Here is a 19,370-nt window from a genome sequence, read left to right on the forward strand (position 1 = left end):
CCTTTGCCCTGTGCGACGTTAGTGTGACGCATCGCAGATCCTCTGCCGCCGCTTTTTCGGGGACACACCAGACATGATCCACAAGACCGCCGCCCTTATCGGCGCAAGCCTGCTCGCGCTCGCCGCCGCGCCCGCTTTTGCGCAGGACGATGCCCATGACCACCAGGGCGATGTCGACACGCTGCTCGCCGCTGCCGACGAAGCGCCCGCCGCCGCCCTGCCGGCGATGAGCTTCGGCAGCTGGGGGGTCGACCCCCTGCTGCTCGCTGAAGACATCAAGCCGGGCGATGACTTCAACGCCTATGTCAACAAGCGCTGGATCGACGCCACGCCGCTCCCGGCCGATTTCAGCCGCATCGGCGCCTTCGTGCTGCTGGGCGAAAAGAGCACCTATGACGTCAAGGCGCTGATGGATGAGTTGATGGCCAAGGACGCCGCCAGCCTGTCGGGCGACGAGCGCCGCATTCTCGACACCTATCGCACTTACCTCGATACGGGGGCGATTGAAGCGGCGGGCCTTGCCCCGGCGCAGCCCTATCTCGCCCGGATCAAGGGTGCCAAGACGCTGGATGATCTCGCGATGCTGTGGGCCGAGCCCGGCTTTGCCAGCCCTGTGGGCGGCGGCGTCGGCGTCGATGCCAAGCAGCCTGACCGCCACATCGCCAATGTCGGCTTCGGCGGGTTGGGCATGCCGGACCGTGACTACTATCTCGACACCTCGGAAAAGGGCGTCGCGATCCAGGCCAAGTACAAGGAATACCTGACCTTCCTGCTGGGTGAGGCGGGTTACGCCAACCCGGCGGCGATGGCCGAGACGGTCTACGCTTTCGAAGACACCATCGCCCGCAAGGTTGCCTGGGACCGCACCGTCCGCCGCAACCGCGACCTTACCTACAACCTCCTGACCGCTGACGAACTCAGCGCAATCGGCGGCAAGGTGCCCGTCACCGCGATGCTGACCGCAATCGGGATCGAAAAGAGCCCCGGCTTCGTCGTCAGCCTGATGCCGCCGACGCCGGAGGAAATCGCCAAGTTCAAGCTCGACGAGGCCACACAGGCAAAGATTGGCAGCGGCCTGCCCGGCATGTTCGCGCTGCTCGGCGAAACCCCGGTCGAGACGTTGCAGGCGTGGATGATCAAGGAGTTCCTGTCGGGTAACGCCGCCGTGCTGCCCGCGCGCTTCGATGCGGCGAGCTTCGAATTCTTCGGCAAGACCCTGCGCGGTACCCCCGAACAGCGCCCCCGCTGGAAGCGCGCCATCGGCGAGGCGGAGGGCCTGCTGGGCGAGTTGATCGGGAAGGAATATGTCGCGCGCTACTTCCCGGCCGAAAACAAGGTGGCGATGGATGAACTCGTCGCCAACCTGCGGCTCGCGCTGCGCGAATCCATCGGCGAGATCGACTGGATGGGGGCAGAGACCAAGACGCAGGCGCTCGCCAAGCTCGACAGCTTCGATCCCAAGATCGGCTACCGCCCGAACCTTGAAACCTATGACGGCCTCGCCATCACGGGGGGCGATCCGATTGCCAACCGCATGGCCGCGGCCAAGTGGGGGCAGGCGGATAACGTCGCCAAGCTCGGCCAGCCGATCGACCGCACCGAATGGGGGATGCTGCCGCAGACGGTGAACGCCTATTACAACTCGGTGAAGAACGAGATCGTCTTCCCCGCCGGCATCCTCCAGCAACCGTTCTTCGCGCTCTCCAACGATATTGCCGTCAATTATGGCGCGATTGGCGGGGTGATTGGGCATGAAATGGGCCACGGCTTCGACGATCAGGGCTCCAAGTCCGACGCGACCGGGATGCTGCGTAACTGGTGGACCGACACTGATCGTGCCGCTTTCGACAAGTTGGGCGACCGGCTGGTGGCGCAGTATAACAGTTTCTGCCCGCTCGATGAGGGCAAGACCTGCGTGAACGGCCGCCTGACGCTGGGCGAGAATATCGGCGATGTTGGCGGGCTGTCGATGGCCTACCGCGCCTACAAGATCGCCACCAAGGGCATGGACGTGCCGGTGATCGACGGGCTGACCGGCGACCAGCGCTTCTTCCTCGCCTGGGCGCAGGTATGGCGTTCGACCCAGCGCGAGGCGAATTACCGCAACCGGCTCGTCACCGATAGCCACAGCCCGGAAGAATACCGGGTCAACGGCGTCGTTCGCAATCTGGACGAATGGTACGACGCCTTCGGCGTGAAGCCCGGCGATGCCATGTATCTGCCGCCGGAAGAGCGCGTGCGCATCTGGTAAATCGCATCCCCCGTCCCGGGCTTGACCCGGGACCCCGCTTCTTTCCTTGTCTGATCGAAAGAAAGCTGGGCCCCGGGTCAAGCCCGGGGCGGGGAAATCGAGGTTTGGGTTTGACACCCCGCGCCGCCTCGTCGATGCGGTGCCCCCATGACCGATACCTTAGCCGCGATCCTGCTCGGCATCCTTGAGGGGTTGACCGAGTTCCTACCCGTGTCATCGACCGGCCACTTAATCCTCGCCACCGAGGTCCTTGGTTTCAACCAAGACGAGTGGGAGGTGTTCAACATCGCGATCCAGCCGGCCGCGATCCTCGCGATCGTGGTGCTGTACTGGCGCACCTTCTGGGATGTGGCCAAGGGGCTGTTCGGGTTTGAAAAAGGCGCGCTGGCGTTTGTGCGCAACTTGTTGGTGGCCTTTTTCCCGGCCGTGCTGCTCGGCCTCGCCTTCGGGGACGTGATCCAGGGCTGGCTCGGCAATCCGGTGCTGGTGTGCTGGTCGCTGGTGCTGGGCGGTGTGGCTATTCTGGCGATCGAGCGCTGGGCCAACCCCCCCGCCGAAGGCCCCGGCGTTGCGGGCGTGCCCTTGCGCACCTCGGTGCTGATCGGCCTCGTCCAATGCCTCGCGATGATCCCCGGGGTCAGCCGTTCGGGCGCGACCATTCTGGGAGCAATGGCCTTCGGGGTGGACCGCAAGACCGCCGCCGAATTCAGCTTCTTCCTCGCCGTGCCGACGCTGACGGGGGCGACCGTTTACCAGTTGGCCAAGCACGGGGCCAACCTGACGATGAACGATGCGCAGCTGATCGGGATCGGTTCGATCGCGGGGTTTGTGACCGCGTTGGTGGTGGTCAAGATCTTCGTGGCCGTGGTGACGAAGATCGGATTTGCGCCGTTTGCCTGGTATCGCATCGTGCTTGGCCTTGCCGGTCTGGCCTGGCTGACCCTGCGTTAAAGCACTTTTCTGGAACCGCTTGGCGCTCCGCTGGTTAGGGAGTCGAGCCAACACTGGTCGGCGAAGACGGAGACTGAGGATAAAATGGCGTTGCTGGTTCTGATCGTGTTGGGGGCAACTCTGGGCTGGCTAGCCTCGATCCTCGCGCGGACCGAGGCGCCGGGCACCATCCTGCGTCAGGTCGCGCTGGGCATGGCAGTATCGGTGGTCGCGGGCGAGATCGCCAATGAAGGCACGATGATCGGCAGCCTCTCGTTCCTCAGCCTCGGCATTGCACTGGCCGCGACCGGGGTCGCGCTGGTGCTGTATCACGCGGTGGCTCGCCGGAGCGTGAAGGCTTAAACCGGGACCGCCCCGCTGCCGCGCCCGCCGCGCAGGTGGTATTCCTGTGTTCCCCGGTGCAGCACGTTGTCGACATCGATCACCGCCGAGTTGGCATAGGTGAAGCCCGCAGGCAGGCTGCGATAGAGCCGGTCGAAGTCGCGCTCTACCGTCTGGCGGTAAAGATCGGCGAAGCTCTCGATCACGAAATAGGTCGGTTGCAGGTCGCTGATGACGTAATCGGTGCGCATCACCCGATCGACGTTGAGCATGATGCGGTTGGGGGTTTGCGCCTCGACCGCGAAGCGAGCTTCGGTCGGCCCTGACAGAATGCCAGCGCCGTAAGCGCGCACGCCCTCCGCTTCCTCGATCAGCCCAAATTCGACCGTGTACCAGTAGAGCGCGCCCAAGGCCTTCAGCCGGTTATACCGCATCGCCTTCCACCCGGCGCGGCCATATTCCTGCATGTAATCGGCATAGGTGGGATCGGTGAGCATCGGCACATGGCCGAACACATCGTGGAACACGTCCGGCTCCTCGATGTAATCGAAGGTTTCGCGCGTGCGGATGAAATTGCCTGCGGGAAAGCGGCGGTTGGCCAAGTGCCAGAAAAACACGTGATCGGGGATCAGCATCGGCACCGGCACCACGCTCCAGCCGGTCAGCGCGCCTAGCTCTTCGGACAGCACCCCGAACTCCGGCACGCCGCCGCGTGCGAGATCAAGCTTCTCCAATCCCGCGAGGAACGCCGAGCACGCACGGCCCGGCAGCACCTCCATCTGGCGGGCAAACAGATCGTTCCACACGGCGTCATCCTCGGCGGTGTAAGCGGTCTGTGCAGACTCGAGCCAGTCCGCGCCAACGTGGGCGGGCTTGGCGAGCGGCGCGGTAAAGACATCCGCCGCCATGTCTGGCAGGATGGCGAAGTCGGGCTGGGGGTCTACGAGCGTGGCCATATCGTTGCAGATGATACTACCTTTGCGAAGGCAGCACAAACAGGAGGGATGCCAATGGCGATGAAGCGCAAGGATTACGAGGCGGCGCTCGAACCGCTGACACGTGAGCTGGTCAGCATGACGCGCTGGGCCAAGGCGACAGGCGCGCGGATCGTGGTGTTGTTCGAAGGGCGCGACACTGCGGGCAAGGGCGGCGCGATTGGCGCGGTCCGCCATGGCCTCAATCCGCGTCAGGTTCGCACCGTGGCGCTGACGAAGCCGAGCGAGGCCGAGCAGACCCAGTGGTATTTCCAGCGTTACATCGCCCACCTGCCCGCTGCGGGCGAAATCGTGCTGTTCGACCGGTCGTGGTACAATCGCGCGGGGGTCGAGAAGGTGATGGGCTATGCGTCCAAGGAGCAGGTCGACGCTTTTCTGAAGGCGGTCCCTGCCTTTGAAAAGCTGCTCGTGGATGACGGCATTCTGCTGTTCAAATACTGGCTCGGTGCCGATCAGGCCGAACAGGAAGCGCGGCTGCGCGAGCGGCTGGAAGATCCGCTGAAGCGCTGGAAGCTGTCCCCGATCGACCTCGCCGCCCGCGGAAAATACGACGACTATACCAAGGCGCGCGAAGCGATGTTGAAAGCGACGCATACCGATCACGCGCCGTGGACTTTGGTGGATTTCAACGACCAGCGGCGCGGGCGGCTGACCCTGATCCGCGACCTGCTCTCGCGGGTGCCGGACACGCACGAGGAGCCCGAGGCGATCGATTTTCCAGAACTGGGGCGAGAGCCGGTGAAGGAACGCTACAAGGTGCTGAAGCCGATCAAGGATTGGGAAGGCTAAGGCCTTAGGTTGTGGCGCTCGCCTGCGTGACCTGCCGACCATCCTCGGCGAACGCGGCGAGTTCATAGCCGGCTTCGCCCTTGCGCATCACCAGATGCAGCGCCTCGCCAGCGATGGCGGGTGACAGGCCGCGGAAGGTGAAGGTCCGCACTCGGTTCTCGCCCAGCTTGTCCGCTGCCAGTTGCAGCAGCAGGCTGGCGGTCAGCGGGCCGTGGACCACCAGCCCGCGATAACGCTCGACCTGCTCGGCGTAAGGCGCGTCATAGTGGATACGGTGGGTGTTGAAGGTCAGCGCCGAGTAGCGGAACAGCAGGCGCGGATCGGGTGTGAGGGTGCGGATAGCCTCCCACCCGGCGGGATCGAACGCGCCATCGCCCGGCGGCGGAGGGCTGAGCGGCGCGTCGGGTCCTGCCGCATCGCGGTACACCAGCGTCTGGGTCTCGATCACCGCGATGGTACCGTTGGCCTTCGTCACATGCTCGACATCGACGAAAGCGAGGCGGCCCGAACCGCCCGACTTTTCGCTCACTGATACCACCCGGCTGATCCGGTCGATCACCGCACCGATGGCGATGGGGGCGTGGAACTGCACCTTTGAAGATGCCCACATGCGGCGCGGCATGGGGAAGGGGGGGAGGAAGCTGTCGGAGCTGTCATCGCGCGCCGGGTGACCGTCGTCTCCTAGGCAATCGGTGCGCGCTTGGGGCGTGCAGAGCGCAAAGTGGATGCCCTGCGGCATGATCTTGTCCCCCGGCCACTCGAGGTCGAAGGTCGAGCACCACTGGAAGGCGTGTTGCGAGGTCAGGCGGTCCCGTCCGATCTGCTCGCGCCCGATCCAGGCGGCAAAGTCGGTCATACTGCGCGCTCGAACACCGCAGCGATGCCCTGACCGCCGCCGATGCACATGGTTTCGAGCCCATATTGCACCCCGCGCCGGTGCATTTCGTGCGCCATGTCAGCGAGGATGCGCCCCCCGGTTGCGCCGATGGGGTGGCCCAGCGAAATGCCCGAGCCGTTGACGTTGAGGATATCACGGCGCGAATCTTCGTCGCTCCAACCCCAGCCCTTGAGCACGGCGAGCACCTGCGGGGCGAATGCCTCGTTGAGTTCGACCATGCCGATATCGTCCCAGCGATACCCGCGCCGTTCGAACAGGCGCTCCACCGCTGGCACCGGGCCGATGCCCATGCGCGAGGGATCGCAGCCCGCCGCCGCCCAGCCGCCGAACCACAGCATCGGGGTGAGGCCGAGTTCCTCCAGCTTGTCCTCTGCCACTACCAGGCAGGCCGCCGCCGCGTCATTCTGCTGGCTGGCATTGCCCGCGGTGACGATGGCCTGCGGGTCGCGTTTGCCGTCGATGGGCGCTAGCTTGCCGAGTGTCTCCATCGAAGCGTCAGTGCGGTAGCCCTCGTCGTGGTCGAAGATGATGGGGTCGCCCTTCCTCTGCGGGATCGCGACGGGGACGAGCTGCTCGGCAAACTTGCCTTCCGCCCATGCCTTGGCCGCGTTCTGGTGCGAGCGCACCGCGAAGGCGTCCGCCTCATCGCGGGTGATATCGTAATCCTTGGCGAGGTTCTCGGCGGTCTCGATCATCCCGGTGATGACGCCGAACCGTTCGACCGGCTGGCTCATGACCCGGCCCCGGCTGAGGCGGTCATGCAGCACCATGTCGCCCATCCGCACGCCCCCGCGCGCGGCGAGGGTGTAGTGCTCGACGTTGGACATGGACTCGACGCCGCCTGCCACCACCACATCGGCCATGCCCGTCTCGACCATCATCGCGGCTGTGGCGACGGCCTGCACGCCGGAACCACAGCGGCGATCAAGCTGGAAGCCGGGCACTTCGATGGGAAGACCTGCCGCCAGCCACGCCCAGTGGCCAATCGCGGGCGCCTCGCCATTGCCGTAGCCTTGCGAGAAGACGACATCGTCCACCCGCGTGGGATCGATGCCGGAGCGTTCCATCAGTGCCTTGAGGATGACAGCCCCTAATTGGCCCGCGTTCATGCTGGAAAGCCCGCCGAGGAACTTGCCCACCGGGGTGCGGAGCGGGGTGCAGATGGCGGCGCGTCTGGTCATGGTCATTCCTTGTCACTCAAAGCCACAGTCCCGGCATCCACCAGCTTGCCGATGGCACCGGAGGAGAGGCCCAGCTTCTCGCTGAGCACCTCTTCCGAATGTTCGCCGAGATAGGGCGCAGGAGCGGGATCACCTGCCGTCCGTCCCGGCAGGTTCGCGAATGAGCGGGTCGCGGGGTAATCGAAGCCTGAGGGGTTGGCGGGCGCGGGCCCAAACAGCGGATTGCCTGCCACTAGCACCGGATCATTCGCGGCCTCATATGCGGTGCGATAGCGTTCGAAGGTGCAGCCCTCCGCCGCCATTCGCGCTTCGAGCTGCGCGTAATCCATGCCGTCCGCCGCGCTCTGGAACAGGGCGAACAGTGCGGCGCGGTGTTGGAAACGGGGAGTGTCCCCATCGGCAAAGCGCACGCCGCATTCGGCTTCCAAGGCGGCGATACCCGCCTCCAATCCGAACGCCTTGACGAGGCCCGTCCACTGCTTGGGCGTCAGCGCGGCGACCATGAAGCGAACGCCGTCACGGCTGCGGAAATCTCGCCCGAACGCGCCCCAGATCGCGTTGCCAAGCCGCTCGCGGTCAGACCCGCGATAGAGCACTTCGGCCATCAGCCCTGCGTTGGCCATGGTGCCAATCGCGACGTCACCCAAGGGCAGGCGCACTTCGTTGCCCTCTCCGGTGCGGTCGCGGTGGCGAAGGGCAGCGACCATGGCGAACGCGCCGTAGGCCCCCGTGATGAAGTCCCATGCCGGGAGCACCTGGTTGACTGGCGGGGCCGATGCTGCGTCCCAGTCCTCCGGCCCAGTCATCAGCGGGTATCCGGCGGCGGCGTTGACGGTGAAGTCCATCGCCTGGCGCCCGTCATGCCAGCCCATGACGCGCAAGGAGATCATGTCCGCGCGCTTGGCGGCCATCGCGGCGTGGCTGAGGAAGCTTTGTTCGGGCAGGTTGGTGATGCATTGGCCGACCGCGCCCGCCAGCTCCACCAGCAACTCGCGGCCCTCGCCCGATTGCAGATCGAGCGCGACCGACTTCTTGGCGCGGTTGAGGTTCTCCCACGAGAGCGAGCGCCCCTCGCGTGTCAGCATGTAGCGGTTGTAATCGAGCCCGCCCGCCTTGTGGTCAACGCGGATCACCTCCGCCCCCAGCTGCGCGCAATACAGTCCCGCAGTGGGCGAGGCGACGAAGCTGGAGACTTCGACGATGCTCAGGTCATTGAGAAGATTATACATTCCTATTCCACTCGCGCAGCATGTGCTTGGCGATCTGGAGCTGGAGAATTTGCGTCGTGCCTTCGTAGATGCGGTAGATGCGCGCATCGCGGAAAAACCGCTCGGCGTCATATTCCGCGAGGTAGCCCGCGCCGCCGTAAATCTGCACCACGCGGTCGACCACCCGGCCGCACATCTCGCTGGCGAAGACCTTGAAGGCGGCGGCTTTGACCAGAATGTTCTCGCCCCGGTCAGCCCGCGCGGTGACGTCCGCCATCATGCTTTCGGCGGCGTAGATTTCGATCTCGCTGTCGGCGAGCATCGCCTGGATCAGCTGGAAGTTGGCGATTGGCTCGCCAAAGGCCTTGCGCTCATTGGCGTAGCGCAGCGCCGAATCGAGCGCCCGCCGTGCGTATCCGGTCGCCGCCGCGCCCACAGAAATGCGCCCATTGTCGAGGCTCTTCATCGCGAAGACGAAGCCCTTTCCGGTCTCGCCGCCCAGCAGCGCATCGCCCGGCACACGGACATCGTCGAGCATGATGTCGGCAATATGCGATCCGCTCTGCCCCATCTTCTTGTCGGGGCTTCCGGTCGAAACCCCCGGCGCGTTCATCGGCACCAGAAAGGCGGACACATGCGCGTTCTTGGGCAGCGCTTCCTTGTTGGTGCGCGCCATGATCAGCGCGACTTCGGCGTGGGGGGCGTTGGTGATGTAGCGTTTGGTGCCGTTCAAGATCCAGCCGTTGCCGTCCGGATCGGGAACCGCCGTTGTCGCCAGTCCGGCGCTGTCGCTGCCCGAGCCCGGCTCGGTCAGGCCGAAGCAGGCGATGCGCCCTTCCGCGATCTTCGGATACCATTCGGCCTTCTGGGCCTCCGTCGCGCCGTTCTTGAGCGCGCTCGCAAACATGCCGACATTGATCGAGAAGATCGACCGGTAAGCGGGCGCGGCATAAGCCATGATGTTCACGACGCGGGCGTACTGCGTCATGTTGAGCCCCGCGCCGCCGAACTCTTCGGGCACTGAGAGGCCGAACAGCCCCATTTCGCGCATTTCCTTGAGGATGTCCTCGGGGATGCGGTCCTCGGCGATCACTTGCGCTTCGGCCGGGATCAGCCGTTCGCGGACATAGCGCTTCAGCTGCTCGGCGAACTGTTCGAAGGTGTCCTCGTCCATACCCATGTTGACCGGCGCGGCGAGATTGGTGGGGGCATTCATGGTGAGCAATCATCCTTGGGCAGGAAGGCAGGCTGGCCTGCTCGCGCCTAATTGCGCGGAGCGGCCTCGTCGCCTGTCATTTCGGCAGGGGCTGGCGCAGCCACTTGGGACGGCGTGTCAGATGGCGCATCCGAGGGTAGGGCCTCGGGCGGCAGGCGGCGCTCGTCCAGCATCGCGGCGGCATCCTCAAGCGCCTTGGCCTCGCCCGCGCTGACCCCGCCCGGCGCGCTCGCCCCCTCGCCCCCGCACGCGGCGAGGGTGAGGGCGAGGCCCGCGGCGATTGGCCAGCGCGGCATTGCGCGGCTTACTCGGCCGGTGCTTCAGCCGCAGCCGAGGCTTCGGCAGCGACATTGGCAGCAGCTTCGGCCGATTGCTCGGTGGTGGCTTCGGTCGCCGCATCGGTCACAGGCGCGTCAGTCGCGGTGGCGGACGGATCGGCAACCGGGACTTCGGCGACCGGCGCCAGCGCGCTGTCGGCGGGCATTTCCACGGTATCGGCGCTCGCCTCGGTCGAGGCATCATCGGCGCTGCCGCAAGCGGCGAGCATCAGGGCAGCGCCAGCAAGGGCGGTGAAGGGGGCAGCTTTGCGCATCAGGTGTGTCCTCTCGTCGGTGACGTTATGGCGGGGGTTTAGCCAAGCCTTGGGGGATACGCCAAGCGGCAAATGGTGCCTTAACCATTGTCGGTTAGGCTGCCGCGCATGACCCGCAATCAATCCCTCGCGCTATCCGCGCTCGTCGCTGCCGCTGCTACTGCCGCGCTGCCTGCCGCCGTGCTGCTCGCCCAGCCTGTTCCCGGTGCCTTCACCGTGGCCGAGACCGGGCGCAGCTATGGCACCTTGCAGGACGCGGTGAATGATATCGGCAACAGTCGCGCCACGATCCGCATCGCGCCCGGCACCTATCGCCAATGCGCGGTGCAGGAAGAGGGCGTGATCATCTACGAAGCCGCCGAACCCGGCACCGTCACGCTGGCGGGCCGCGCGTGTGAGGGCAAGGGCTCGCTCGTGCTGCGCGGGACAGGGGCAGAGATTCGCGGGCTCACCTTCAGCAACATCAATGTCGAAGATGGCAATGGCGCGGGCATCCGGTTGGAAGCGGGCGCGTTGAATGTGGCCTATGCCCGGTTCGAGAACAGCCAGCAGGGCATCCTGAGTGCCGCCGATCCGTCGATCCGGGTCTACATCACCCGTTCGACCTTCACCGGGCTCGGCACCTGCGAGAACGACGCGGGCTGCGCGCATTCGCTGTACATCGGCGATATCGGCTCGCTCACCGTGCGCGAAAGTCGGTTCGAACGCGGCACCGGCGGCCATTACCTGAAAGCGCGCGCCACCGAGGTCGTGATCGAGGGCAACAGTTTCGATGACGCCAACGGGCGCACTACCAATTACATGATTGATCTGCCCGCTGGCAGCGTCGGCCGGATTGCGGACAACTGGTTCGTGCAGGGGCGCGACAAGGAGAATTACTCGACCTTCATCGCGCTGGGAGCAGAAGACCTGCTCCACCCCTCGGACGGGCTTCAGGTGGTGAACAATGAAGCCCGCTTCGTCCCCGGCCTGACCCGCCAGACCGCCTTCTTCGCCGACTGGACGGGATCGCGGATCGTGATGCAGGGCAACAAGCTGGCGGCGGGGATCAAGCAGTACGAGCAGCGCTAAAGCAGCAAATGCCCTGACCGGTCGCGCTTGGTCGCCAGATAGCGGGCGTTGTGCGGGTTTTCGGGGAGTTGGTGCGGCACGCGTTCGGTGACCGTGATGCCTGCAGCCTCCAGCGCGGTGACTTTCGCCGGATTGTTTGTCAGCAGGTGGATCGTCCGCGCTCCCAACAGATCGAGCATCCGCGCCGCCACCGGGAAATCGCGGGCCTCGTCGGGCAGGCCGAGCCGCTGGTTGGCCTCGACCGTGTCGAACCCCTGATCCTGCAACCGGTAGGCGCGCAGCTTGTTGACGAGGCCGATCCCGCGCCCCTCCTGCCGCATATAGAGCAGCACGCCCCACCCGCCTGAGTCCTGCGCCTCATGCGCCATCGCGTGCAGCGCGGCGTCGAGTTGCGGGCCGCAGTCGCATTTGAGGCTGCCGAGGATGTCGCCGGTGAGGCACTCGGAATGCAGCCGGACGAGCGGCTGGCGGTCGCCCGATTGCTTGCCGATGACCAGCGCCACGTGTTCGCGCAGGTCGGCGGCTGAACGGAAGGCGACAATCTCGGCATCCTCGCAAGCCGAAACGGGCAGGCGGGCGCGGGTCACGATGCGCAGAGCGCCCGCAGCGGAATAGGCGGCAAGATCGGACACGGCGACCGGCTGCGCCTCGCCCGCGTCCACTGGATTGACCAGAAACGCAGGCAAAATCCCCGCAATCCGCGCCAGTTCCAGCGCCGCGCGGGCGGATTCTTCCCAATCCAGCGTCACCGCCTTGAACGGGCCTTTCAAGGGATTGCCCAGATCGAGCGCCGGGTCGGCAATCGGCAGGGCATCCCGCATGGTGAAATCCTCACCCCCGGCGATCAGGACGGGGGCGTGCGGCACGGCGGCCTCGCGCTGGTTGGCGAGTTTCAGCGTGGCGGCGCGGGCGGCGGAAATCAGCATCCGCGGCGCGCTGGCACCCTGCGCGATAGCGGTTTCCACCGGGAGTAGAACCGGCCCACCCTCGAACGCCAGCGGCCAGCCGTGGCGCAGCGCGTCCACCGCCTGCGCCGCGCGGCGGGACGGGGAAGGCGGCTCGCTCAGAGGTCGAACTCCGTGATCAGCGGCACGTGATCGGACGGCTGCGTCCAGCTGCGCGCATCTTCCAGCACGCGGTGCGAGCGAGCCTGCTTCGCCACCTCGGGCGAGGCCCACATATGATCGAGCCGGCGGCCCTTGTCGTTCTCCTGCCAGCCCGGATTGCGATAGCTCCACCACGAGTAATAGCGCGCCGGAGCGGGCACATGCTGACGCCCGAGATCAACCCAGCCGTGGGCGTCCTGAAACCGGCCCAGCGTCTCGACCTCAATCGGCGTGTGGCTTACGACCTTCAGCAGTTGCTTGTGGCTCCACACATCACTTTCCAGCGGGGCGATGTTGAAATCGCCGACGATCAGCGTGGGGCGGTCGAGCGTATCGGCCCACTTCGTCATCCGCCCAAGGAAATCGAGCTTCTGGCCAAATTTCTTGTTCACCTCGCGGTCCGGCACATCGCCGCCAGCGGGGACATAGACGTTCTCGACCAGCAGATCCTTGCCCAGCACTTCCACGCCGATATGTCGCGCTTCGCCATTGTCCTGCCAGTCGTGGCGGGTGACTTCGCGGATCGGCACGCGGCTGACTGTGGCGACGCCGTGATAGCCCTTCTGCCCGCTCACCGCCTGATGGATATAGCCCAGCGCCGCCAGCGCCTCGGCCGGGAATAGGTGGCTCTCGCACTTGATCTCCTGCAGGCACAGGATGTCAGGCGCGGCTTCGGTGAGCAGCTTTTCGATCAGGCCCACGCGCAGGCGGGCGGAATTGATGTTCCAGGTGGCGACAGTCAGCATGGCAGCGGACTTAGGAGTATGAGCGCCGGTCCTCAAGTAGCGAAGCGGTAGGGCGACAAGAACGCCTAAAATCTAGCGGCGCGGGTGCAGATCATCTCTTTACCGTCACATCTGCAACCGATAGCGCGCCAGACCAAGGAGAACCCCGATGACCACGAGCCGCGCGATGATCGCTCTGCTGGCCGCAGCCTTGCCCTTGGGCGGGTGCGTGACCACCATCAACACCAGCGGCATGAGCGATGCGCGTCCCGCTCCGATGGCAGAGGCTGCCGCGCCGAAGCAGGCGAAGAACGTGATCCTGTTCATCGGTGACGGCATGGGCATCTCCACCATCACCGCTACGCGTATTTACGAAGGGCAGAAGCGCGGCGAGACGGGGGAGGAAAACCGCCTCAGCTTCGAAAAATTCGATAACCTTGCGCTGGTCAAGACCTACAACACCAATGCGCAGGTGCCCGACAGCGCGGGCACGGCGACCGCGATGCATTCAGGGACCAAGACCCGCATTGGGGTGCTCGGCATCGGGCCGGATGCGGAAAAGGGCGTATGCAAGGATGCGCTCGCCAATCCCTTGCCCTTGCTGGGCGAGGAAGTGAAACAGCGCGGCCTCGCGCTCGGGATCGTCACCACGACGCGCCTGACTCATGCGACTCCGGCGAGCGTCTATTCGCGCAGCGCGGATCGTGACTGGGAGGCGGACAGCAATATTCCTGCCGATCAGCAGGGGCAGGGCTGCAAGGACATCGCGCAGCAGCTCGCCGATGCGAAGTTCGACGTTGCGCTCGGCGGCGGTACCTCGGTGTTCTACGGCAAGGACAAGGAGCGCAGTGGCCGCCGGATCGATGCGGGCGCCGATCTGCCCAGTGCATGGGCCGCGGCAAACGGCGGCACCGTCGTCAAGACCGCCGCCGAGCTCGCCGCCGCGCCGATGGACAAGCCGGTGCTCGGCCTGTTCAATCCCGGCCACCTGACCTTCATGGCCGACCGCAAGGCGGATTCGCCCGAACCCACCCTGACCGATATGACCGCGCAGGCGATTGCGCGGTTGAAGGCCGATCCCGATGGCTTCTACCTGATGGTCGAAGGCGGGCGGATCGATCACGCGCACCACGCTGGCCAAGCGGGCTATGCGCTGGAGGAGGCGGTCGAGTTCGCCCGCGCAGTGCAATATGCGGTCGACAATACCGACCCCGCGGAAACGCTCATCATGGTGACGGCGGATCACAGCCACGTCTTCACGATCTCGGGCTACCCCAAGCGCGGCAATGACATTCTCGGGCTGGTGGTGCCGCCTGCAGGTCGCGGTGAGGACGGGGGTGACGGCGCAACCCCAGTGGCCGCGATCGACGGCAAGCCTTACACGACGCTCGGCTATGCCAACGGGCCGGGGGGGCTGAATGTCGACGAGGACGGTGACGGCGAACACGCCCGTCCGATGCCCGATACCGGGATCAAGGCCCGCCAGCAGGCGCTGGTGCCGCTCGGTAGCGAGACTCACGGCGGCGAGGACGTCGCCCTGTTCGCCACCGGCCCCGGCGCAAACCGCGTGCGCGGCGTGATTGAGCAGAACGTGATCTACGCGATCATCCGCAAGGCGCTGGGCTGGGAGGACTAGGGGACTGGGCTACCGGGTAAGCGCCAAAACGGTCGAGCAGCGACCGCAAGCGCGACCGCGCGCCCGAGCTTATGCGAGGAAAGCCAAGCGGGTCGGACGGCCCGCGCCCGGCGCTTGAGGGCGCAAACAAAAAACGCGCGCTTTGCAGGCCTGCATAAACCGCCGGGACACCAAAAACCCTCGACCCGGGGGCGGTGGGTCGAGGGTTCCATGGAGCGTTCGTCACGCTTGTACAAGGCAGGCCCAATTCCGAAGGGTGGGCAACAGGGGGGAAACCTCCCTTCGAGCCGCCTTGTTGAGAAGGATTAGCCGGTCGTGGCTTTCATTCACATGAACACGCTGCGAATTTTGTCGCGTTCTTACAACAGCTCGCCGTGGCGCCGTTCATCCTGGACGACGAGTTGAGCGGCGCGGGTCCTTGAAGGTGAACGTGCTGTCGGCGACGGCCACGCCGTAACGCTGGTTCGACAGCACCACCTTGGTGCGGTTGTTCTGCGCATCGAGCGCGACCCAGTGGGTCAGCTGCAAACCGCCGGGCGCCGACGGGTTCTTCGTGAAGATCAGCGTGATCATCCCGAACTCGGGCTTTTTGGGATCGCGCACTTCCACGCTCAGCACATTGGGGTTGCTGGTCGGCACCATCTTGCCGAACTTCTTCACATCGCGCTCAGGATCGAACAGCGCGCCCAGCGGCGAATTGCCGATCGGCCAGCGTTCGACCTGATTGACCTCGTAATCGATCACGTAAAGCGACTTGCCGTTCGAGATGACGAGGAAATCGGCGTCCTTGCCATAGTCGAAGCGAATCTTGCCCGGGCGCTTCAACGTCATCTGCCCGCGAAGGGTTGCGCCCTGCCGGTCGGTCTGGGTGAAGTCGGCCTTCATGGTGGAAATGCCGCGCAGCGCGCCGACCACCTTGTCGAGGTTGGTGGCGGACTGAGCCGCAGATTGCGCCGCAGCCGGAGCGGTCAGCGGGGCCGTGCCAGCCGGGGCAAGGCCAAGCGCCAGCGCACCGGCCCCAAGGCCGATGGCGAGTGTGCGAAGAGAAGCGATAGGTGTTTTCATGCCGATGCGCCTAAGGACGCGGGCTTGAACTGTCGATGAATTACCGCGCCCCGGCATAAGGCCGAGCGCGGGAGCCAGATCTTACTTGATCTTGGCTTCCTTGAATTCAACGTGCTTGCGCGCCACGGGATCATACTTCCGGAAGCTCATCTTCTCGGTGATGTTGCGCGGGTTCTTCTTGGTCACGTAGAAGAAGCCGGTGCCCTCGCTCGAGACGAGGCGGATCTTGACGGTGGTGGGCTTCGCCATGGCGGGTTCCTGTCAACTGGGTCGGCCCGGCGAGTGCTTCACGCAGGGCTAAAAAAGCAAATAGCGGCGCGCCCGGAAGGCCCGGCACACCGCCACATGGGCGCGCCATTCGCCGATTCACGGGGAAAAGTCAAGGCGAGGTTGGGCGTCCGCTTACCAGTCCGAACTGCTGGGCTTGCCGCGATTGGCCTTCACTGTGCCGCGCACCTTCTTGACCTTGAGCCGCTCCGTCTTGCCCACGCGATTGAGGCGGGTCTTGGCGCGGCGCTTGGGCTGCGTCTGGGCCTCCTCCAGCAGCGCCGCCAGCTTGACGCGTGCGTCCTGCCGGTTGGCCTCCTGCGTGCGGTGGGCCTTGGAATTGATGATGAGATCGCCGTTGCCCGCCAGCTTCGCGCCTGCCAGCGCCCGCAGCCGCGCGAACACCGGGGGTGACAGGCGCAGCGCATAGATGTTCACCCGCATTTCGACTTCGGTCGCGACCTTGTTGGCGTTCTGCCCGCCGGGTCCGGAGCCTGCGAGAAAGCTCTCGCTCGCCAACCGGATCGCGCGGGCGCTTAGCGGTTCGGGCGAATCGTCATCCATCTGTCGCCCCGAGTGCGAGGAAGTCAGCCGGCAGAGCGGCGCGCGCTTCGATCGGGGGCTTGCCGGGGCGGGTGACAGTTAGGCTCTCGGCATGGAGCATCGTGCGCTTGGCACCCGGCGCATTGCCCGCGCCATAAATCGGATCGCCCAGCAGGGGCAGGCCGAGGCCCGCCAAAGCATGGACCCGCAACTGGTGCGTGCGGCCTGTTTCGGGGCGGAAGCGGATCAGGCTGTGCGGCCCAAGCTCGCCCACCAGCTCCCAGTGCGAGACGGCTGGCTTGCCCTTTTTGGCCGGGATCATGCGCCAGCCCTTTTCCGCCGAACTGATCTTCGAGAGCGAAAGCTCGATCGTCCCTTGCGTCCCCAGCGGATGCCCGGCGAGGATGGCGAGGTAAGTCTTGCCCACCAGCCGCTCCTCGAACGCCTTGTTGAACCGTGCGAGCGACTTGGGATTGCGGGCGAGCAGCAGGCAGCCGCTCGTGTCGGTGTCGAGCCGGTGCACCGCCACCGGCGGACGCTGGAAGCCGAACTTCAGCCGTTCGAGGTGGTCTTCCAGGCAAATTCCGCCTTTGCGCGGCCGATCGACCGACATGCCCGAAGGCTTGTCGATCACCAGCGCTTCACCGTCTTCGTAGAGGATTTTGATATCAGCCATGGGCCCCACTAACCGCTCGCCCCAAGCTTGTCTAAGCCTGTCCTGAGCGAGCGGGGTTCAGACCAGCACTGCCCGCACCAATCCGCGCAGGGCATTGCCGATCCAGAAGCCGCTGGCGAGATCGTCCAGCGTCAATTCCGCCTCGCGCGCCTTGCCCTCGCTGAGCAGGTGCTCGCGCAGCACGCCGGGGAGCAGGCCGAGGTTAGCGGGAGGCGTCAGCAGCACACCATCGGGCCCATCAGCAAAGACGCAGGTGAAGCTGCCTTCGGTGATGAGGCCGTCTCCCCGCACCAGCAGCGCCTCGTCCGCGCCGTGGCTGCGGGCCGCTGCCAGCGCGTCCTCGTAAAAGCCGCGGTCCGAGGTCTTGTGCATCAGCCGCCAGTCCGACGGATCGAGCGGATTGGGCAGCGCTGCGACCTTGACCGGCTCGCCCAAGGGCGCAGGCAGCGGCCCGGTTTCCAGCGCGCTCGCCCCAGAGCGCGACACCAGCAACCGCACGCGCGCCGGGGCGTCGAGTTCGAAACACAGCGCCTGGATTTGGTTGCGCAGAGCATGGCGATCAAATGCGAAACCCAGCGTGGCCGCGCTCGCCTTCATCCGCGCGAGGTGGAGTTCCAGCAGCGCGATGCCGCTGTCCGGTTCGAACCGCATCGTCTCGATCAGGTCGCATTGCGGCGCGCTCAGTCCCGGTGCGGCGCGGCGCAGGAAGCCCGCCTTGACCTCGCATTCGCGCCGTTCGGACAGCGCATCACTATCCGCCACAATCGCCGAGCCGATGCCGAGCACTGCGCTACCCTGTCCGTTCTCGATTGGGGTGAGGCGCAGCGTGCGGATCGCGACATTGAAGGCGGCATTCCCGTCAGCATCGATCCGCCCGATCGCTCCGCAATAAGGCCCGCGCGCATCACGCTCGACTTCGCCCAGCAGTTCCATCGCCCGGATCTTGGGCGCGCCGGTGATCGAGCCGCAGGGGAACAGCGCCCGCACCAGATCCATCGCGCCCTTGCCGGGGCTGAGCCGCGCGCGGACGGTGGAGACCATCTGGTGCACCGTCGGGTAACTCTCGACCGCGAAGGGCGCATCGACGTGGACGCTGCCAGCTTCGGCCACGCGCGACAGATCATTGCGCATCAGATCGACGATCATCAGGTTCTCGGCCCGGTCCTTCACCGAGGTGGCGAGCTCCTCTACCGCCGCGCGGTCGGCAGCCGGTTCTGCGGCGCGCGGGCGGGTGCCCTTCATCGGCTTTACCTTGGCCTCCGCGCCATTGAGCGCCACGAACAGTTCGGGCGAGAAGCTTAGCAGCCAGTGCGACCCGTCGAAGATCAGCCCGCCATAGCCTGCCGCCGCCGCATCGCGCAGCGCGGCATAGAGCCCGACCGGATCGCCGCGGAACGAGCCCGCCAGCGGGTAGGTGAGGTTCGCCTGATAGATGTCGCCCGCGTGAATCGCCTCGCGCAATTCATTGAACGCCGCTTCGTATCCGCCGGGGGAGAGCTGCGGCTCCATCGGGCCGAGCGTGCCGGTGCCCTCCGCCCGCGCGGCGAGCCAGCCGGGCACATCGTCTGCGGCAATTCGCGTCGGCGCATCGAACAGGCCAAGCCACACCAGCGGCCCAGCGGCTCCGCTCCGCGCGGCGGCGAGGCCTGCCAGCTTCGGCTCCAGCGCGAGGCCCGCTTCATAGGCGATGTAACCCGCCAGCGATCCGCCCTGCGCCGTGCGGGCAGCCTCGGCAGCAGCCAGAACGCTGTCCACCTGATCGGGCCGGTGCGCCACGAACAGCGCGCGCGGGGCTTCGTACAGCAGCGCGTCGGCGGCACTTTCCCCGGCGCGGGCATCGTCAAGCAGCACGAAAGGCGTAGTCTGACCCATGCCGGTT

The 19,370-nt window shown here is 65.8% G+C and carries 20 protein-coding genes; 6 read left to right on the top strand and 14 right to left on the bottom strand.

Features of this window, described 5'->3' with window-relative positions:
- The first annotated feature begins 73 nt into the window (after nucleotides 1-73).
- From GRI59_RS04315 to GRI59_RS04325, 3 genes are all read left to right on the top strand, one after another.
- Nucleotides 74-2,251: a M13 family metallopeptidase gene (locus tag GRI59_RS04315; RefSeq protein WP_160759943.1), complete on the top strand. Its 2,178-nt coding sequence runs from the start codon at nucleotides 74-76 to the stop codon at nucleotides 2,249-2,251.
- A 147-nt stretch (nucleotides 2,252-2,398) separates the two neighbouring features.
- Entirely contained in the window at nucleotides 2,399-3,202 is an 804-nt protein-coding gene (locus GRI59_RS04320) for an undecaprenyl-diphosphate phosphatase (protein ID WP_160759944.1), read from the top strand.
- Nucleotides 3,203-3,286: 84 nt separating this feature from the next.
- On the top strand, nucleotides 3,287-3,544 hold the full coding sequence (locus GRI59_RS04325) for a hypothetical protein (protein ID WP_160759945.1): 258 nt from the start codon (nucleotides 3,287-3,289) through the stop codon (nucleotides 3,542-3,544).
- Here GRI59_RS04325 and phhA read toward each other — a convergent pair.
- Complete coding sequence (gene phhA, locus GRI59_RS04330; protein WP_237440660.1) at nucleotides 3,541-4,479, bottom strand: phenylalanine 4-monooxygenase; 939 nt, start codon at nucleotides 4,477-4,479, stop codon at nucleotides 3,541-3,543. The genes GRI59_RS04325 and phhA overlap by 4 nt on opposite strands.
- Before the next feature lie 54 nt (nucleotides 4,480-4,533).
- On the opposite strand from phhA, the gene ppk2 reads away from it, so the two are divergent.
- A complete protein-coding gene (ppk2, locus tag GRI59_RS04335) occupies nucleotides 4,534-5,307 on the top strand; it encodes a polyphosphate kinase 2 (protein ID WP_160759946.1) in 774 nt (257 codons plus the stop codon).
- A 4-nt stretch (nucleotides 5,308-5,311) separates the two neighbouring features.
- On the opposite strand, the gene GRI59_RS04340 is transcribed toward ppk2, so the two are convergent.
- From GRI59_RS04340 to GRI59_RS04365, 6 genes are read right to left on the bottom strand one after another with little or no spacing between them, the layout of a single operon-like run.
- The gene (locus tag GRI59_RS04340) at nucleotides 5,312-6,163 is read right to left on the bottom strand and encodes an HTD2 family dehydratase (RefSeq protein ID WP_160759947.1); all 852 of its coding nucleotides are present in this window, start codon (nucleotides 6,161-6,163) and stop codon (nucleotides 5,312-5,314) included.
- Complete coding sequence (locus GRI59_RS04345) at nucleotides 6,160-7,392, bottom strand: acetyl-CoA C-acetyltransferase (RefSeq protein ID WP_160759948.1); 1,233 nt, start codon at nucleotides 7,390-7,392, stop codon at nucleotides 6,160-6,162. The genes GRI59_RS04340 and GRI59_RS04345 overlap by 4 nt, the downstream gene beginning before the upstream one ends.
- The gene (locus GRI59_RS04350) at nucleotides 7,389-8,615 is read right to left on the bottom strand and encodes a CoA transferase (RefSeq protein ID WP_160759949.1); all 1,227 of its coding nucleotides are present in this window, start codon (nucleotides 8,613-8,615) and stop codon (nucleotides 7,389-7,391) included. The genes GRI59_RS04345 and GRI59_RS04350 overlap by 4 nt, the downstream gene beginning before the upstream one ends.
- Nucleotides 8,608-9,810, bottom strand: a complete 1,203-nt coding sequence (locus tag GRI59_RS04355; protein ID WP_160759950.1) for an acyl-CoA dehydrogenase family protein — start codon at nucleotides 9,808-9,810, stop codon at nucleotides 8,608-8,610. Before GRI59_RS04355 ends, GRI59_RS04350 begins: the two co-directional genes overlap by 8 nt.
- A gap of 47 nt (nucleotides 9,811-9,857) precedes the next feature.
- Nucleotides 9,858-10,106, bottom strand: a complete 249-nt coding sequence (locus tag GRI59_RS04360) for a hypothetical protein (protein WP_160759951.1) — start codon at nucleotides 10,104-10,106, stop codon at nucleotides 9,858-9,860.
- An 8-nt stretch (nucleotides 10,107-10,114) separates the two neighbouring features.
- Nucleotides 10,115-10,402 (bottom strand): hypothetical protein, encoded by a 288-nt coding sequence (locus tag GRI59_RS04365; RefSeq protein WP_160759952.1) that lies wholly within the window; start codon nucleotides 10,400-10,402, stop codon nucleotides 10,115-10,117.
- A 108-nt stretch (nucleotides 10,403-10,510) separates the two neighbouring features.
- Here GRI59_RS04365 and GRI59_RS04370 point away from each other — a divergent pair, with 108 nt between their 5' ends.
- Entirely contained in the window at nucleotides 10,511-11,473 is a 963-nt protein-coding gene (locus tag GRI59_RS04370) for a right-handed parallel beta-helix repeat-containing protein (protein ID WP_160759953.1), read from the top strand.
- On the opposite strand, the gene ribA is transcribed toward GRI59_RS04370, so the two are convergent.
- Complete coding sequence (gene ribA, locus GRI59_RS04375) at nucleotides 11,470-12,498, bottom strand: GTP cyclohydrolase II (protein WP_160759954.1); 1,029 nt, start codon at nucleotides 12,496-12,498, stop codon at nucleotides 11,470-11,472. The two genes, GRI59_RS04370 and ribA, sit on opposite strands and share 4 nt — an antisense overlap.
- Nucleotides 12,499-12,536: 38 nt before the next feature.
- On the bottom strand, nucleotides 12,537-13,325 hold the full coding sequence (locus GRI59_RS04380; RefSeq protein ID WP_160759955.1) for an exodeoxyribonuclease III: 789 nt from the start codon (nucleotides 13,323-13,325) through the stop codon (nucleotides 12,537-12,539).
- 148 nt (nucleotides 13,326-13,473) lie between these two features.
- On the opposite strand from GRI59_RS04380, the gene GRI59_RS04385 reads away from it, so the two are divergent.
- Nucleotides 13,474-14,940, top strand: a complete 1,467-nt coding sequence (locus GRI59_RS04385; RefSeq protein WP_160759956.1) for an alkaline phosphatase — start codon at nucleotides 13,474-13,476, stop codon at nucleotides 14,938-14,940.
- Nucleotides 14,941-15,324: 384 nt separating this feature from the next.
- Here GRI59_RS04385 and GRI59_RS04390 read toward each other — a convergent pair whose 3' ends face one another.
- The 5 genes from GRI59_RS04390 to pabB all read right to left on the bottom strand — a co-directional run bounded on the left by GRI59_RS04390 (nucleotide 15,325) and on the right by pabB (nucleotide 19,363).
- Nucleotides 15,325-16,005: a LolA family protein gene (locus GRI59_RS04390; protein ID WP_160759957.1), complete on the bottom strand. Its 681-nt coding sequence runs from the start codon at nucleotides 16,003-16,005 to the stop codon at nucleotides 15,325-15,327.
- Between the two features lie 81 nt (nucleotides 16,006-16,086).
- Nucleotides 16,087-16,254, bottom strand: coding sequence for a 50S ribosomal protein L33 (rpmG, locus tag GRI59_RS04395; RefSeq protein WP_017664380.1), 168 nt, complete (start codon nucleotides 16,252-16,254; stop codon nucleotides 16,087-16,089).
- Between the two features lie 153 nt (nucleotides 16,255-16,407).
- Nucleotides 16,408-16,836: an alternative ribosome rescue aminoacyl-tRNA hydrolase ArfB gene (arfB, locus tag GRI59_RS04400; protein WP_160759958.1), complete on the bottom strand. Its 429-nt coding sequence runs from the start codon at nucleotides 16,834-16,836 to the stop codon at nucleotides 16,408-16,410.
- Complete coding sequence (locus GRI59_RS04405) at nucleotides 16,829-17,491, bottom strand: RluA family pseudouridine synthase (RefSeq protein ID WP_160759959.1); 663 nt, start codon at nucleotides 17,489-17,491, stop codon at nucleotides 16,829-16,831. The genes arfB and GRI59_RS04405 overlap by 8 nt, the downstream gene beginning before the upstream one ends.
- Before the next feature lie 57 nt (nucleotides 17,492-17,548).
- Complete coding sequence (pabB, locus tag GRI59_RS04410; RefSeq protein ID WP_160759960.1) at nucleotides 17,549-19,363, bottom strand: aminodeoxychorismate synthase component I; 1,815 nt, start codon at nucleotides 19,361-19,363, stop codon at nucleotides 17,549-17,551.
- Nucleotides 19,364-19,370 lie beyond the last annotated feature (7 nt).

The organism is Erythrobacter ramosus, assembly GCF_009828055.1.
Lineage (GTDB): Bacteria > Pseudomonadota > Alphaproteobacteria > Sphingomonadales > Sphingomonadaceae > Erythrobacter > Erythrobacter ramosus.